Source organism: Lentzea cavernae, from assembly GCF_014653695.1.
In the GTDB taxonomy this organism is placed as follows: domain Bacteria; phylum Actinomycetota; class Actinomycetes; order Mycobacteriales; family Pseudonocardiaceae; genus Lentzea; species Lentzea cavernae.
This window is the reverse complement of record NZ_BNAR01000006.1, coordinates 134,326-149,650: the sequence shown is the minus strand read 5'-3', so window position 1 is coordinate 149,650 and position 15,325 is coordinate 134,326. Positions and strand designations below refer to the sequence as shown.

Genomic DNA, 15,325 nt, shown 5'->3' with positions numbered 1-15,325 from the left:
ACGCCCAAGCCCGCGAGGGGAGCCGACCGTGAGCACCGAACCCGACCGCCTCACTGAGATCCTGCGCATCGCCGCCCGCGGCTGGCGCGTCTTCCCCGCCGTGCCCGGCGCCAAGCGCCCGTTCGTCGACCAGTGGGAAGCCCGCGCCACCAACGACACCGGCGTGATCACCGGCTTCTACAGCCGCTACCCGCGGCACAACGTCGCGATCGCCACCGGACCCTCCGGGCTGGTGGTGGTCGACTGCGACGTCGCCAAGCCCGACGAGGCGGCCCCAGATGGCTTCAACATGCTCGGAGTGGCCACGGGGCTCGATGTCCTGACGCTGCTGGCCGAACGCGCCAAGACCACGATCCCGGCGACCTACACGGCCCGGACCCCGTCCGGCGGCACGCACTTCTACTTCCGCGCCCCCAAAGGATCGGTGCTGCGCAACACCGCGGGCACGCTCGGGTGGCTCGTCGACACCCGCGCGCACGGCGGCTACGTCATCGCCCCGCCGTCGATCACTCCGACCGGCAGTTACGAGATCACCGACGATCGACCTCCTGTCGAACTGCCCGCCTGGTTGGTCCAGGCCCCCGCCGCCAAGCCGCCTACGGCCGTCTCAGCGCCCAACCAGAGCGTCCCTGCGCAGCGCTCCGCGTACTTGGACGCGATCGTGCGCGGCGAGTGTCAGAAGGTCGCAGCCGCGCAGAGAAGCCGCCACAACAAGACCCTCTTCCAGGCCGCGCTGACCCTTGGCCAGCTGGTCGGGGGCAACGAGATGAGCCACTCCGACGCTGCCCCCATGTTGGAGCAGTCCGCCGCCCACATGGTCGCCGGCGACTGCGACTGCACCCCGCACCAGATCACCGCCACCGTCCAGTCCGGACTCCGGCTGGGCGCCACCAATCCCCGACGGCTCGACAACCGCGCCGCCTGACACCGGTCCCACCGATCACCAGGGAGAGATCCATGTCGAAGTGCAGCACGTTCCTGTCCCACCTCGAAACCGCGGTCGAGGCGCTCAACGCCGCCAACGCCGCCAAGGGCTTCGAGTTCGCCAAGAAGGACCAGATCACCACGGCCGCGCACGCCGGTGACCAGATCGCGAAGGACCTCACCGACATCTTGCTGGCGATCGACTCCGCGCTGACCAAGCTCGCGGAGACGGCTCGGGAGCAGGGCGTCAAGGCCACCGGCTCGATCAGCGACGCCAGCGCGGCGTTCTTCACCGCCGGGCGCGCGACCAACGCGGCCCTGAAGCACACGGCCAAGGCGGTCGACGCCGCGCACGCCGTGAACTTCCCGGCCATCACCAAGTAACACCCCTCCGGCCCGGTACCGGCCGCGTGCCGGTACCGGGCACCCACTCCGTCCACTCCAGACACCGCCGTTGGAGGCACCCCGATGAACGCGACGAACATGCAGCCGCACGACAGCGGTGCTGCGCGCGTTCTGCGTGCAGTGCCGGACGAACCCGGCCAGTTCGGAGACGGCTGGGAACAGCCGGTTCCGCTCACGGCCGCACAGCGCGCGTTGCCGCCGTTCCCTGTCCATGTGCTGCCCGGCTGGATGGCCGACATGGTCAGCGCAGTCACCGAGTTCACCCAGACCCCGCCCGACCTCGCCGGATGCGTCGCACTCTCCGCGCTGTCCACGGCCGCCGGCGGGCGCATCACCACCCGCATCCGGCATGGCTGGACGCAGCCGGTCAACCTGTTCGTCATCGTCGCCCTGCCGCCCGGCTCGCGGAAGTCCGACGTGTTCGCCGCGATGGCCGGACCCATTCGCGCCGCGCAGGCCGAACTCGTCGACCTCGCGCTGCCCCGCATCGAAGAGGCCCGCGTTCAGAAGGCCGTCGCCGAACGCGAGGCGGAGAAGCTGGAGAAAAAGGCCAGCACCGCCGACGCCGTGTCCATCGGCATGGCCGGAGACGCCGCACTGCGCGCACAGGAGATCGTCATCCCGGCCAGGCCCCGTCTCGTAGTGGACGACGTCACGGCGGAGAAGGCCGCCAGCATCATGGCTGAGCAGGGCGGGCGTCTGGCCGTGCTCGCTCCCGAGGGCGGCATCGTCTCCAACATCGCCGGGCGCTACTCCGGCACCCCGAACTACGAGGTGTTCCTGCGCGGCCACGCCGGCGAGTACCTCGAAGTCGACCGCCAGGGCCGCGAATCCGACGTCATCGAACACGCCTACCTCACCCTTGGACTCGTTGTGCAGCCCCAGATCGTCCGCGACCTCGGACAGATCAAGGCCGCCAAGGAACGCGGCCTGCTCGGACGCTTCCTCTACTCGCTCCCGGTCAGCACGGTCGGGCACCGCGCGATCCGCGTCCCCGAGATCCCCGACCACGTGGCCGCGGACTACCGCGCCCGCATCGGCGGCCTGACTCTGCAACTGGCCATGTGGTCCGCGCCCGAGGTCGTCGACTTCAGCGCGGCAGCCGACGAGGCCATGTTCGAGTTGCAGACCGAGATCGAGCCGCGACTGGGACCGGGCGACGCCTGGCACCACATCGCCGACTGGGCAGGCAAATACGCCGGAACCGTTGCGCGCCTTGCCGGACTGCTCCACCTCGCCGACCGGCCTGCCGACGCCTGGCACCACGAGATCGGTGTCAGCACCTTCGCTCGCGCTCGGGAACTGGGCTCGTACTTCCTCGCGCACGCACTCGGGGCGTTCGACCACATGGGCAAGGACGAGTCCTACGACGACGCCCGCGCCCTGCTCACGTGGATAGCCAGCGACCGCGTTGCGCAGTTCACCCGCCGCGACGCGCACCGCGCCAACCGCAAGAGGTTCGCCTCCGCCAGCGAGGTCGGCTCGGCTCTCGAACTGCTCGAAGAGCACGGCCACATCCGCCAGCTCCCGCTCCCCGAACGGCAGGGAGTAGGCCGCAAACCCAGCCCGACCTACCTCGCCCATCCGGTTCACCTGTCCGCAGACCCGGGACAGTTTGGACAGAATGGACAGAATCATGAGTGAGCACGGTTTCCGCAGGTCAACAGTGTGTGAGCTGATCAAGGTAGCCGTGGACAGAATGGGACACAATCGGGACAGAATTCAGACCGCTCCCACGGCCCGAGGACCGCCCACCGGCCGCCCGGCAATTGTGTCCCGATTCTGTCCCATTCTGTCCCGGCAGACCAAGATCAACGGAAACGGCGCTGAGCAGCGCAAACGCACCTCGCGGTCAATTCTGTCAATTCTGTCCAAACTGTCCCGGCCCTGGCGCGCCCAGGTCTCTGAGGAGCACCCATGTCCGAGAGGCTCGCACTCATCACCGGCCAGCCTGCTGGCCCGCGTGACGCGCAAGACGTAGCGACCACCGTGATCCAGCCTCGCTGGCTCACCGTCAGGCAGGCAGCACAGCACCTCGGCTACAGCCTCTCGAAAACGAAGATGCTCGTTGCCACCCGGCAACTGCGATCGCTCAAGGACGGTGGCAGCCGGCGGATCCTGCCGGAGTGGGTCGAGGAGTACGTGCAGCGACGCGTTCAGGAGGCTGCCTGATGGCAGGCAAGGCACGCGAGAACGGCGAAGGCTCGATCTACCCGTACCGCAACGGCTACGCGGCCTACGTGTGGGTCACGACCCCGTCCGGGCAGAGGAAGCGGAAGTACGTCTACGGGCTTGATCGTGAGACGGTCCACACCAAGTGGATCAAGTTACAGAACGAGGCCAAGGACGGTCCGGTCAGCACCGCAGTGCCGAAGGTAGGACCGTACCTGTTCTGGTGGCTTGACGAGATCGTCAAGCCCAGCTTGGCGCCGCTCACGCACAAGACCTACGAGACGTTCGTCAGGGTGCACATCGAGCCATACCTGGGGGAGAAGGAGCTGAACTTCAGCGTCCGTGAGGGCCAGCTCTGGATGAACAAGCTCGCCCGGACCTGCCAGTGCTGCAATCAGGGCAAGGACGCGCGGCGACCCGAGGAGAAGCAGCGGTGCTGCGCGATAGGGAAGTGCTGCAGCGAGCTACTGACGTTGCGGTCGCTCAACGACATCAGGGCGTGCCTGCGTTCGGCCCTGACGTACGCGCTGGTCGAGGAGCTGATCAAGCGCAACGTCATGAAGCTGGTCAAGGTCAAGCGCTCTGGCGAGCGTCAGCAGAAGCGCAAGAAGAAGCGGAGGTGGACGACTGCGGAGGCCAAGACGTTCTTGGTGTCCGCGCGCGAGGACGATGACCCGTTCTATTCGGCCTACGTCCTGGTGATCGCGATGGCGATGCGGAAGGGCGAAGTGCTGGGCCTGCCGACCGGCGCCGCAGACGAGGTGGACCAGGTCCTCGATATCAGCTACCAGTTACAGCGGGTGGGCGGTCGGCTCCTGCACCGAGAGACCAAGACGGCCACCTCCGATGACGTGCTTCCGACACCGTCGATCGCCGCCACCGCGATTCGGCTTCGTCGGAAGCAACGTGAGGTCGACAGGAAGGAGGCTGACGTGTCGTGGCAGGAGAGCGGATTGCTCTTCACGACCCGGCACGGCACGCCGATCGAGCCGCGGAACTTCAACCGGTCATGGGACCGCCGGTGTGAGAAGGCGGGCGTTCCGAAAATCACGGTTCACGACGGCCGGCGGAGTTGCGCATCGCTGCTCGCGGAGCTGAACGTGCACCCGAGCGTGATCATGCGCATCCTGCGTCACGCGAATATGAGGGTCACGATGGAGATCTACACCGAGATCTCCGATGAGGAGACGAGGAAGGCGCTTCAGCAGCTGAGCGAAAGCCTCGATTTCTGACCCCGCTGCTGTACTTTGCTGCTTGCATCAACGTCAAAGGCCTGGAACCTCGTAAGGTTCCAGGCCTTTGACCTGCAATGGGCGATACTGGGATCGAACCAGTGACCTCTTCGGTGTGAACGGATCCTGCCGAGTGTCGGGCGGTCTGATTAGTCTCAGTACTTGTGTCCTGAGCTGCATGAATGACCAGACTGCGTCTCAGAGGGCTTCCAGTGTCTCGCTCGTGCCTGGCTGTTTCAGCTACCGGATTTACTACCGGCCTGAGGTGGACGCCGGTCGCGGTCGGCGCTCTTATTGGTCTAGCTTCACTGTTGTAGCAGGTCAGAGCACCTTGGGAGGTGCGCTCTGGGCAGGTCTGTGTTGCCTTGTCTTGGGGCGTCAGGCAGGTTCCCCCAGTGGTCGATTTACGAACTGTGCGATAAATCGGGCGGTTTCGGATTCCTGCGTGTCGCGCTGCGCGGTGCAACTTTGGTTGTTTCGGCTGGATGTTGCCGGAATTTTCATGAATAAAAGTGAGTGCTCGGCTTTGGAGTCGGACGGGTTCGGGGGTGAACCTGATGACTGCTTCGGAACCCTCGGCAACTTCTGAGTCGGACGTGGTTTTGCGAGCCGTGACCATCATCATGGTGACGGTTGTGGGACTGACTTTCTTGTTCGGGTTTGGCAATGTGTTCAGCCTTGGCCTCCGCTTGGGCGTGCCCATTTGGGTGGCTCCGCTCGTGGCGCCCGCGGTGGATCTTTCGATCCTCGGCCTGCTATTGGGCATAAGGCACCTCGCTTTGACCGGTGCACCTGCCGCGGTGCTACGTCCGGCACGGCGGTTGCTGATGTTCGCCAGCGCGGTCACTCTCGCGCTGAACACGGCTGACCCTGTGGTTGCTAACGAGTACGGCAAGGCGGCGTTCGACGCTGTCGGCCCGCTGCTGCTGATCGGCTGGGCTGAGGTAGGGCCCGGCTACCTGCAGGCGATCAGTACAAGCGCTACGACGCGACGAGCCGTAGCTGCGGACGTTGAGCAGGACGGCCTGGATCGCGCAGAGTCGGAGTCGGCACCGACTCGATCAGATTGCGAGCAAGGGGCGCCAGTCCTCTCTGCGGTTGCGCAGCAACTGGCACAGCAGGGCGTCCTGGGCGTAGTTGTCGGCCATCAGACGATGGCGGGTGCGCTTCACCGAGGAAGCCAAGGCGACCTGGAACGTGCGCGTCTTGCCGATGCACGCCACTGGGCGGTCCACAAGCAACCTATCTCGTCGGAATCTCTTCGTAAGGAGTTGGAGATCGGAGCCGAGCTCGCTCGTGAACTAGTCGCCGTGCTGCGAAGTGAGGTTGCGGCCAAGGTGTACTCGACGGTCGTCTGAGGTTCACAGCCAACTGGGCATCGCCGAAGTTCCTCGTCTCCTTGGTTGTGAGGGATCGGGTGGGTCGGGGTCGTCTGGAAGGTGTGACAGGAGGGGACCCGTGAGCTTGCGCTCGCGGGTCCTTTACGCATGCGGCCGCTGCAAGGATGACCTTGGGATGGATTGCTGTAGGGGCGTAACAGGTCGGCCGGTAGCCCCGATCTCGGCCACATGCGCTCTGGTGTGGTGGTCACCGGAATGACGATCGGTCTTGGTGTCGCCTGCGTGGGGTGTACCTCCACGACGGCCGGAACGCCTATGCCCGCGCCAGCTCCTGTCACCGTCGTGTCCACGGTGACGGTGCAACCGCCGACGCCCACGCGGAGGAAGGTGTTCAAAGCGGACGCTGTCGAACGTGGCGTGGTGCAGATCCTGAAGGACGAGTACAAGATTTCCGATGTCGGTGAGGCCACGTGTCCTGAGAATCAGCTGGTTGCGCCGGACGTTTCCTTCATCAGCATCGTTGAGGTTGGAGGCGTGGACAAGTCGGTGAAGATCACGGCGAAGTCCGAGGATGGCGAGTACGAGGTCGGTCAGCCTCACTGATCGGAAGCATCTGGACGCTCGGGGCGACGCGCTGCCGACAACCGTTCTCGCGGATCATGATCACCTGCCACGGCGCGTCAGTTTGATGGAGAACTCTTCCGAGCCCTCGATGATGCCGGTTCCGGCACCCACGCCGACGATCTGGCTGTCGTCGATCAGTCGCTGGATCTCCGCTGCTTTCTTGCGCATGGTGGTGCTGTTGCTCGCAACGGGCTTGCCGGCGAGCCAGTCGGCGGCCGCGTTGGCGATGTCCACGACGCAGATCTCTTCCGCCAGGTCGTAAGGGCTGATCCCCTGGAAGCGGAAGTCGCGTACGCGGGATTCGCTGATGAGGTATCTGTCCTTGGCGACTGGCAGGTACGCGATCGCTCGGACGCCGCCACCCTCATCAGGCCTCACCTTGAATGTGTTGGGTATGGGCCGCGGGATGAGTCCATTCCGGTGGAGGCTCCACAGGTCGCGGATCGCGAGGGCGTCGAACGTACCGGGCAGGAACCCGCTTTTGCCGTCTTGAAGGGGCGTAAGGACGTTACCGACGTAGAACGGTTCGTCCTGCGGCACGCTTCCGTTCTTTTGGGCTTCGAAGAACGCCTCTGACGAGTAGAAGGCGTTCACGGCGTACGACAGCAGCGGCCAGCGACCTGTTGTGTGGACGAAGTCGCTGGTGATTCTGATCAGGGGAAGGTCGGCGTGCTCGCAAATACGGTTCTTGGCCGCGTCCTTGCGCCTTTGCTCGAGGTCGGTCCAATGCTGTCGCCCGTCCAGCTCGACTGCGAACTTCGGCAGGCGGGTCTCGCCATCGAACACGACGTAGTCGAGTTCAGCCGACAGAGCGAACCACCGGCCGCCTGGAATATGGGCATCCAAGGTGTTGATGTCGACCACGCTGGCCAAACGCATCTTCAGCATGAGCCTGTCGCCCGTGTCGGCTGAGATCTTCCGCAGAAGCTCGTCCGCAGCCTCTTCGTACCTGTTGCTCAGCAGAGGCAGCAGTCTGCCGGTGTGCGCCATGCTCAGGTCATACCAGCATGCCCTGACAGTTGAGGTGCGGATGCGTTGGGGGCATTGGAAAATCTGATCACTGAGTGAACGCCTGCTGGTCGATCCCGTGCAGATCCCAGGCCCTGGCGTGCTGCGCCAGTTCATCTGGGGCTACAGAGCAGAAGTCGGTCGCCACGGCGAGGAAAAATTGCCCTGCCGGGGCGACAATCCGGAACATCCTGGCTTCCGCGCCGTGCTCGGGAGAAGGACCCATGTCCTGCGTCGAAACTTGGGGATGCCAAAGGACGAACGCCGGCATCGGAACCTCGACGCCGGCGACCGTGATCGTCTTCGGTTCCTCCCTGACGAAGCAGCTGTGTTCCTCTCGAGGAAGTTCTCCACTCGGCTCCACTCTCGGACCGATGGATCGGACGAACTTGACGACGCTGCCTTCGTACAGCATCCGCGTCACCCGCAGGAGAACGCGCTCCACGTCGTTGGTGACACCGGTGAACCGACCTAGGCATTGGTTAGTCAGGCGTTCCACGGCTTGGAGGTCTTCGAGTACCTCGACGGATGCGTGCGCGTGCCGCGACTGTTCATCGGTGAGATCGGGCGCGGTGAAAGTCAGGTGCGGCTCGTCGTCCTCCGTGCCGTAGAACTCCACCGTGGCGGCTTCGTCGGTCAACAACAGTAAGCGGTACCGAGCGAGATCCGCGCTGTTGCTCTCGCTCCGCTCCGCCAGCTCCAGCGACACCGGGCCCGGTGCGCCGGGCACTGCGGGTAGTTGAAGGTGGCACACGACGCCGTCGGTGACCAGCACGTCGACACGTCGCATCTCGCCGTTGGAAGGGCGCGGTACGAAGGCAGCGTCATACTCTGCCAGCGAGTTTCCGCCGGCATTGCGGAGCACCACTCGCAGCCGCCGTCTTGGGTCCTGCCTGACAGCCTCGATCATGGTGAACCTGGTCCACCGCTCACCCGGTTCCTCGCTGTAATCCTCGGTTACCGGCTCTGTTCCGACCGGTGCCATGTAGAGCACTGCTTCTTCGACGACCTGCGAACCCACCACGACCTCGCGCTCCCATATCGTGTGGTCGAGCTCGATCAATCCGGCGTCGCGCAGCTTTTCCACGTATCGCAACGTGCGGACCACGAGCTGAGCGATCCGGCAGTAGTAACGCACGGAAGCCACGTAGCGCGTTCGCATCGGGTAATCCAGGGCAGCGCGCCGTGTTTGATCCGGATCGACGTGAACGAGGTCGATGTACATCCACGCCTCTGCCAGCAGCACGTTGGACACTGGTGTGGCGCTCTGCGGATCGTCCGATCGGGCCCACTGGACGAGACTGTACGTCTCACCGTTGGTAGCGGCCGACCACGCGTTCCTCAGATCTGCGAGCTCATCCCGGTACTCGTCCGCAGCCGCGTCCGGCGTGGCGTCCAGCGAGCGCCTCAGCGCCTTCGTCACTTTGTTGTGATAGATCGATTCCTTTCCCAGCAGGAGGGGACGGACCCTTGCGGCCAGCGACTCGAACACCTCTTCGTCCGGCGGGAGCCGGTGGGTGAGACGGGCGGTCCCGTCCACGAGCAGGTTCATCTCGAATCGATCTTCGGCATGGCTCGCGAGAACGACAGGATCCCTGATGAGCGAGTGGGCCTCGATTCGACGAGCGCGGACGACGAAGCCTTCGATGACTTCCTGGCGGCTTGGCGGCATCTGACTGTCCTTCGAGGTTCAAGAACTCGTGCGCACGAGCGGATGGGGTACGACCATGTCCGGCGCGATGTAGGCCGGCAGCTGATCCAGCCAGCTCACGAGTTCGTCCACGCGACGAGGCACGAACGTGCCCATGAGGCGGAGTTCCGGCGAGTCGAGCAGAGCGCTGCGCACCTCCTTGTCGGTGAACACGGCCTCGCAGTACGCGTAAGCGATCGATATGGCGTCGATGTCGGTGACGTGGTTCGACTTCCACACGTGTGCAGGGTTCTTGTGAAACCGTGTCTTCACGCTGATGGCTACCTGGGCGTGTGGCATCGCGGCCATGAGGGCTCGCATCTGATCATCGGTCGGGTCGAACGTCGGCTGGCCGGACTCGAGACGTTCGACTTGAACGCGGTTGAACATGTCGAGCCACTCGTGGACGAACTCGCGACCTGCGATGAGGTCGCGCAGGCGACCTCGGCGTAGCTTCGGATTCTCGTCGAGAATGCGGCTGGTTGCCCGCTCGAAGTCGACACGACTCTCGTGAGTCGCTAACGCGACCTCGGGGCGATATCCGTGTTGACTGCGAAGATCCTCGATCTCGTCGTCGGCAGGGCCACGCAGCGCGTCGCGCTCGAACTTGTAGTTGAGCTCGGCCATCGTGCGATCGAACTCCGCCGTGCCGGTGGCCCGGCGGGTGTCCTCGGTCTTGTCGTTGCCCTGCTCGTCAACGATCTTCAAGCCGCCGACCAGACCGAACGCGTGGCCGATGGTCGACCTGATGAGCGGGTAGCCGAGCTCATCAGGCAGCGGCTCACCGGTGACCGCGGCGATGCCGGCGATGAACTCGAGTTGGGCGAGAGTCGTGCGGCCCAGCATGTACTGATAGCCGGTGAGCAACTCGAGGACATCAGCCAAGGCACCCCGTTGCTTCGGGTCGGCGATCTTGTGGATCTCCCAGATATGGGAGTCGCTCAGCGGGAAGATCGCACGACGTTCGCCCGCCGCACGGCGAGCTGATTCGAACAGGCGGCCGTATGCAGGGTCGGCCTTCGGATGGCCGGTTCGCACCCTCGCCATCGCGACGACGTGATTCAGGTCGAGGTACACCAGGGGAATCCTTGGGCGCATGACCTGAGCCCAATTCAGCTTGTCGGCCATGGGTACCTTCAGTTGGCCCGCCAACGCGCCGCTCCTTCCCGCTCCTCAGGATCAGGGACAGTACCTGTGGTCAGACCTGGTGGCGCTTCATTTAACGAAGGGCGGAAGTGAAAACGCTCCGACTTCAGTGCCGTTCCACCGCCTGATCTCTGCTCGGCACGCTGACGAGTGCGCGCCGTGGACGAGCCTGTCCGCGGCGTCTAAGATCATGTGACCTCGTTGGTTGAGGGAGGCGGCAGAGTTCGCCTTGGAGACAGCAGATCCCAGCTCGTTACCGCAGATCGTCACCGCCATCGCTCTCTGGTTCGCTGCACACCTAGTCGGAAAGCAAGCTCTTCGAAAGCTTCAGCAGCAGAAGAAGATCGACGAAGTGCACGACGAAACGAAGAGGGAGGAGGTGGTCGGCGATGACCAAACTCAAGCGCAAGTTCACAGCTGTAGCGTGGATCAGTGCGAGCGTGGCGCGTGCGATCACGAGTGATGAAGTGAAGGATCTGCTGCTTTCCTGAGCCAACGAGCCGGTGGGCTTGGGCCAGATCTGGTGCCAAGCCCACCGGGATCTCGGGGTGAGTCCGCGTTTGACGTGGATTCGTACGCGCGGCACAGGGCGCCTGCCCAGGCGGTCGTCCGGCTGGTGCTGGGACAACAGCTTGGCCGGCGAGCCGTAACCGCGTCGTACCGTCGGTCGAACGGGTGTTCGTCGTACGCTTCGTTTCAATGAGAGACGACGAGTACCGGAAGGCAGCAGAGCTCGGGCTGGCGAACAAGCGAGCCGAGCAGTTGCTTGCTAACCACTGCCGCCACGCGCGCGTCCATCTGTTGTTCGGCACGAGCGAGCTCGGGCGACGCCTGGGTCTGCCGATCGGTCAGGCTCAGGTGCGGTGCCAGCACGTGGACGAACCGCGGCACAGCTCCATGCACGTAACCGACCTGGCGGTCGCGTTCTACGAAAACAATTGCGTGGGTTGTGAACACCGGGCTCCGAACGGGCTCGTGCCCACGATTGCGACGGCCGTGGCTGATCGCGCGGCCGCTCGCGTTGAGGCGGAAGCACGCGCGGCGGCGGCACGTGTGCGGGCAGTGGAGGAGTGGGAGACGCGTCGGGCAGCCAGGCGTGTCGCCGTTGCGTCGGAGGGCTATCCAGCCCGAGATGTGGCTGACGGCCTGGACCTTCTTGATCCACACCCCGAAGGCGACTCGTCGGGTCGGGTCGAAGCCAAGAGAGTACGCAGGCTGCTCGTGGAGACCGCGCGTCGTGCGCCCGAAGTGTTCACCAGCCACCTGGTGGACACGATCGTCGATTTCGGGCTCAAACGTCGCGATGGGACCGCCTGCACGGTCTTGAGGTTGCTTGCACGGTCCGGCGTCGTGACGCCCGAGAGAGCTGCCAACCTGGCGGCACAAGTGCTGGCAGAAGCCACTGTCCCAGAGGCCGGTCAGGTTGTCGCAGAACTTGCTGCAGCCGCTGATCGAGATCTCCTTCGTCTGGCACTGCCGAACATCATCGCTCTGTCGGCGGAACGCGATGCACTCCTGGGAAGAACACGGCCGGCCGAACCGGCAGCACTGCTGGCCGCTGCGGCACTGGACACCGTCTTGGTCACGGGCGAAGTGATAGCGGAGCTCGCGGCAGATGATGATGCGCGACGAGCAGACGCGGCATATGCGGCAATGGTTCTGCTTCAAGCGGATGTGCGGCACCTGGCTGTTCTGGGACGCCCACTTGTCATGAGCATCCGAGGAGCGGACCAGATCTACGCCGGTGAGCCGAAACCCTCAAACAACGCGGCACGCGCGCTCGCTGAGGCGTGGCGTGGCGAGCCTGCGGGTACGGCAGCTCTCGTGGAGAACAGCGCGGCCGAGGTTGATGATGAGACTCGGTCCGCTTTGTACAAAGTGATCTTCTTCCTCCATCGGTGGCGCGATGACAGCCCGGTACCCGACGAGGCTGTGCGGGTGGCCACAGCTTTTCTCTTGCGCCGCATCGGTGGCGACTGGGGAAGCAAGATCTCACATGGCGCCGCGAGGGATCTCGTGGACTTCGCGAAGCGTTATCCCCACGTCGTCCTGGACAAGGTCGAAGCGTTGCTGGCGGCTTTGCTCGCTCTGAGCACTGGGACGTCGCGGTCGTCCTCGTTGATCGTTCCTGATGCGCCAGTTCCTGATCCGATGTACCAGGAACTGACCGTCATGGATGAGATGCTTGAACGTCAACGACGCAGTGGCAAGATCAGATGCGTGGCGGAGGCGCTCGGCCACCTCGCCAAGTCGGTCCCTAGCAGAGTTATTCCTTCTGTCACGTCATTGCTGAGTGCGACTACTGGCGATGACGAAGTTGACAGCCGGACTCGGGCGTCGTTGCTTCAGGTGCTCGCGCAGTCGGTCACCGCGGCCAACGTCGCGGGGATGCTTCCTGTGCTCTACACCCACTTGCTCTCGACGGACCAGGTCGTGAGGTCAGCTTCGATCGACCTGTGGAAGGGGTGCGCACAGTCCGCGGAGGAACTGCCTGTCGAGCTAGCCGAGCTTGCTCCTGCCTTGGCTGTCGACGAGTACGTCGTCGTGCACAAGAAAATGCTCCGTGCATTGCCGGCGCTCGGGCTGGGCGACAAGATCGCGGCCGGGCTTGTAGACCACTTCGCTGCATGGGCGCACGTGTACGCAGAATCCGATCCTCAGGCTCTTGAGGATGCTCTGTACGGCGTGCTGTGGGCAGCGCATCGAAGGCATGACGAAGGATTCCTGAGGGGAGCAGCGCTCTGGGTGGCTGAGCGGTCTGCCGGTTTGTATTGCAGCGACAGGGAACGACTGCTGCTCGACTTCTCACTTCGCGGTGTCCGGTCAACTGAGGTCTGGGCCAAAGCGGCGCTTGAAACAATGGCGGATCCTGAACGGCCGAGCGTCAACATCCGTGAGGACCCCCTGCTCGCGGCCATGCTCGACGAGCCCAGGGGTCTTGTCTCGCTTCCGATCGAGATGTTCGGCTCTCTTGCTCAGGATCTCTTGCCGAGATTTGTCGGGCTCGCGGTTGAACCGCTCGAGCTGCTCCAGGCAGCCGGCCGCTTCCCCGAAGCCGCCGTGCTCGCGGCCAAGTTGGTGGATTTGGTGCCCGACACTCGCGAGTTCCGCGCCATACGTTGGTACTTGTCCGCAGTCGAGTCTGCGAGCAGGGCAGAGGTCGAAGCACATGACGGGGTTCGGCACGTCGCTACGACCGAGGTCGACCACGAGAACGAGATCGACGACGAAGACAAGCCTCCTTTTGTGGTGCATGCTCGTCACCGCGCTCGGGTTCGAGACTGTTTGGCTGACGTTCCGGTAGCGGACCCGAGCAGCGCTGCCACCGTGATTGAGGACGCCGTTGCGCTGATCAAGGGTGCAAACGTGTCGCGGGCGGTACAACACTATGGATCGGCACTTGCGCTCGGCGCGAAACTGTTGCGCTACGACGCGGCCTTGCGTTGCGCCGATGGCTCAGACGTCACTTGGCTCGCGAGCGTCAAACGAGAAGCCGCGGTCTTCCTCAAAACCATTGATGAAGAGAAGAGCTCCTTCACCACGGTCGCTGCGAAGAAGTTCGCTGTCGCAGTAGGAGGTGCCGAGCCTGACACCGTTGATCAGCTGCTCAACGACCTCCGCAGGATCTCGGCCCCGCTGCCGCTTGCTCAGCCCGTGACATACCGGATGTTTCGAACCGAAAGCTTTGCGGCACAAAACGTTTCCGCGCGACAACAGTCCGAACAGGACGAGTTGCCGCCGCTCGTCGTTGCCGTGCTGAGCTTGGACGACCACCCTGTCGTGGACGCGGCCGTACTGAGAACCGACTACGTCTACGACCTCGGAATGGACCTGCGGCTTGAAAAGTGGCCGGACTGGGCCGACGAGTGCCATGTTTCGTTGCTCACTGTGCTTCCGCCAGATGTGCTCACCGCCCCAACCTTCACCTTCACTCGCGCGGACATCGATCGCGACCAACAAGGGGTCCTGATCCAAGCGAAGGGCACCCTGCGATGCGCCGCCGAGCGGCAAGTCGGACAACCTCCGCTTGATCTTCCCGTCCACATCCAGTTCGTCGCAGGAGTATCCGGAACGAGCGGCCCTGCGCGACTGGAGGTTGCGGAGGTCGGGGGCCATCGAAGGCTCCGGCTCCGTCCATACGATCCCACTCGGGACATCGTGACACCCGAACAGCTGTCGCCGAGGCTTCTGGAGTTCTACGAGCCGCTGCACGACGACCACAGCCTCGATCAAGACGACGTACACGCGTTCTGCCGTTTGTTCACAGCTTGCGTGCGCGCGGCGCACTCGATCATGTTCAACCGAGTCTTCCGCGCCGGCCAACGGGTCACCGAGCAGCAGTTCCACGACGACCTGGAGCAACGGCTGCTCGGAGACCCGACGCTCGGAGGACGCGTCGCACGGCGGGATCCGCTAGCCGGTGGATTCGATGATCTTCGGCACGACAACATCGTCGCCGAACTCAAGGTCGAGAAGGTCACCCCGCGCACCGTCGAGACCTGCACCAAGTTCCTTGGCCAGCCGACGCAGTACGGCGTTGGCCAAGGAAGCAGATTGTCGATGTTGGTCGTACTGGACCATGCGAGAAAGACAGCGCCGCCAGCGGTTCTGGAGAACTACATCGGTTGGCTTCTGCCCGCACACCACGGACTCGCGGACCCGAGCCACCCTTCGCGTGTCAGGGTCTTGATCATTCCGACGGGCTGGCCCGTCCCGAGCGCATGGTCGCGCCGTCGTGCCGCGGTCCGAGGCGACGGGACCACAGGGGGCGTCTAGCGGGACTC

At 64.2% G+C, this 15,325-nt stretch carries 11 protein-coding genes; 8 read left to right on the top strand and 3 right to left on the bottom strand.

Annotated elements, in window-relative coordinates; genetic code table 11:
- Positions 1 to 28: 28 nt before the first annotated feature.
- The 7 genes from IE307_RS21045 (at position 29) to IE307_RS21015 (ending at position 6,676) form a co-directional block, all read left to right on the top strand.
- Positions 29 to 925, top strand: a complete 897-nt coding sequence (locus tag IE307_RS21045) for a bifunctional DNA primase/polymerase (RefSeq protein ID WP_191300156.1) — start codon at positions 29 to 31, stop codon at positions 923 to 925.
- Between the two features lie 32 nt (positions 926 to 957).
- Positions 958 to 1,308, top strand: coding sequence for a hypothetical protein (locus tag IE307_RS21040; RefSeq protein WP_191300154.1), 351 nt, complete (start codon positions 958 to 960; stop codon positions 1,306 to 1,308).
- A gap of 84 nt (positions 1,309 to 1,392) precedes the next feature.
- Positions 1,393 to 2,973: a YfjI family protein gene (locus IE307_RS21035; protein ID WP_191300152.1), complete on the top strand. Its 1,581-nt coding sequence runs from the start codon at positions 1,393 to 1,395 to the stop codon at positions 2,971 to 2,973.
- Between the two features lie 273 nt (positions 2,974 to 3,246).
- On the top strand, positions 3,247 to 3,501 hold the full coding sequence (locus tag IE307_RS21030) for an excisionase family DNA-binding protein (RefSeq protein ID WP_191300149.1): 255 nt from the start codon (positions 3,247 to 3,249) through the stop codon (positions 3,499 to 3,501).
- A gap of 68 nt (positions 3,502 to 3,569) precedes the next feature.
- Entirely contained in the window at positions 3,570 to 4,733 is a 1,164-nt protein-coding gene (locus IE307_RS21025; protein WP_229904930.1) for a tyrosine-type recombinase/integrase, read from the top strand.
- Between the two features lie 557 nt (positions 4,734 to 5,290).
- The gene (locus IE307_RS21020) at positions 5,291 to 6,091 is read left to right on the top strand and encodes a hypothetical protein (protein WP_191300145.1); all 801 of its coding nucleotides are present in this window, start codon (positions 5,291 to 5,293) and stop codon (positions 6,089 to 6,091) included.
- A 324-nt stretch (positions 6,092 to 6,415) separates the two neighbouring features.
- Complete coding sequence (locus tag IE307_RS21015; RefSeq protein ID WP_191300143.1) at positions 6,416 to 6,676, top strand: DUF4333 domain-containing protein; 261 nt, start codon at positions 6,416 to 6,418, stop codon at positions 6,674 to 6,676.
- Between the two features lie 60 nt (positions 6,677 to 6,736).
- On the opposite strand, the gene IE307_RS21010 is transcribed toward IE307_RS21015, so the two are convergent.
- From IE307_RS21010 to IE307_RS21000, 3 genes are all read right to left on the bottom strand, one after another.
- Positions 6,737 to 7,687 carry a DUF2726 domain-containing protein gene (locus tag IE307_RS21010; protein ID WP_191300141.1) on the bottom strand — a complete coding sequence of 317 codons (951 nt, stop codon included), beginning with the start codon at positions 7,685 to 7,687 and terminating at the stop codon, positions 6,737 to 6,739.
- A gap of 67 nt (positions 7,688 to 7,754) precedes the next feature.
- Positions 7,755 to 9,377, bottom strand: a complete 1,623-nt coding sequence (locus tag IE307_RS21005) for a hypothetical protein (RefSeq protein WP_191300138.1) — start codon at positions 9,375 to 9,377, stop codon at positions 7,755 to 7,757.
- 18 nt (positions 9,378 to 9,395) lie between these two features.
- Positions 9,396 to 10,523 (bottom strand): hypothetical protein, encoded by a 1,128-nt coding sequence (locus IE307_RS21000; RefSeq protein WP_191300135.1) that lies wholly within the window; start codon positions 10,521 to 10,523, stop codon positions 9,396 to 9,398.
- 717 nt (positions 10,524 to 11,240) lie between these two features.
- On the opposite strand from IE307_RS21000, the gene IE307_RS20995 reads away from it, so the two are divergent.
- Complete coding sequence (locus IE307_RS20995; RefSeq protein WP_191300133.1) at positions 11,241 to 15,317, top strand: hypothetical protein; 4,077 nt, start codon at positions 11,241 to 11,243, stop codon at positions 15,315 to 15,317.
- Positions 15,318 to 15,325: the final 8 nt, after the last annotated feature.

Coding starts and splice junctions, on each gene's coding strand:
- IE307_RS20995 (WP_191300133.1), top strand. CDS start 11,241: ATGAGAGACGACGAGTACCGGAAGGCAGCAGAGCTCGGGCTGGCGAAC.
- IE307_RS21010 (WP_191300141.1), bottom strand. CDS start 7,687: ATGGCGCACACCGGCAGACTGCTGCCTCTGCTGAGCAACAGGTACGAA.
- IE307_RS21000 (WP_191300135.1), bottom strand. CDS start 10,523: ATGGCCGACAAGCTGAATTGGGCTCAGGTCATGCGCCCAAGGATTCCC.
- IE307_RS21030 (WP_191300149.1), top strand. CDS start 3,247: ATGTCCGAGAGGCTCGCACTCATCACCGGCCAGCCTGCTGGCCCGCGT.
- IE307_RS21040 (WP_191300154.1), top strand. CDS start 958: ATGTCGAAGTGCAGCACGTTCCTGTCCCACCTCGAAACCGCGGTCGAG.
- IE307_RS21005 (WP_191300138.1), bottom strand. CDS start 9,377: ATGCCGCCAAGCCGCCAGGAAGTCATCGAAGGCTTCGTCGTCCGCGCT.
- IE307_RS21020 (WP_191300145.1), top strand. CDS start 5,291: ATGACTGCTTCGGAACCCTCGGCAACTTCTGAGTCGGACGTGGTTTTG.
- IE307_RS21035 (WP_191300152.1), top strand. CDS start 1,393: ATGAACGCGACGAACATGCAGCCGCACGACAGCGGTGCTGCGCGCGTT.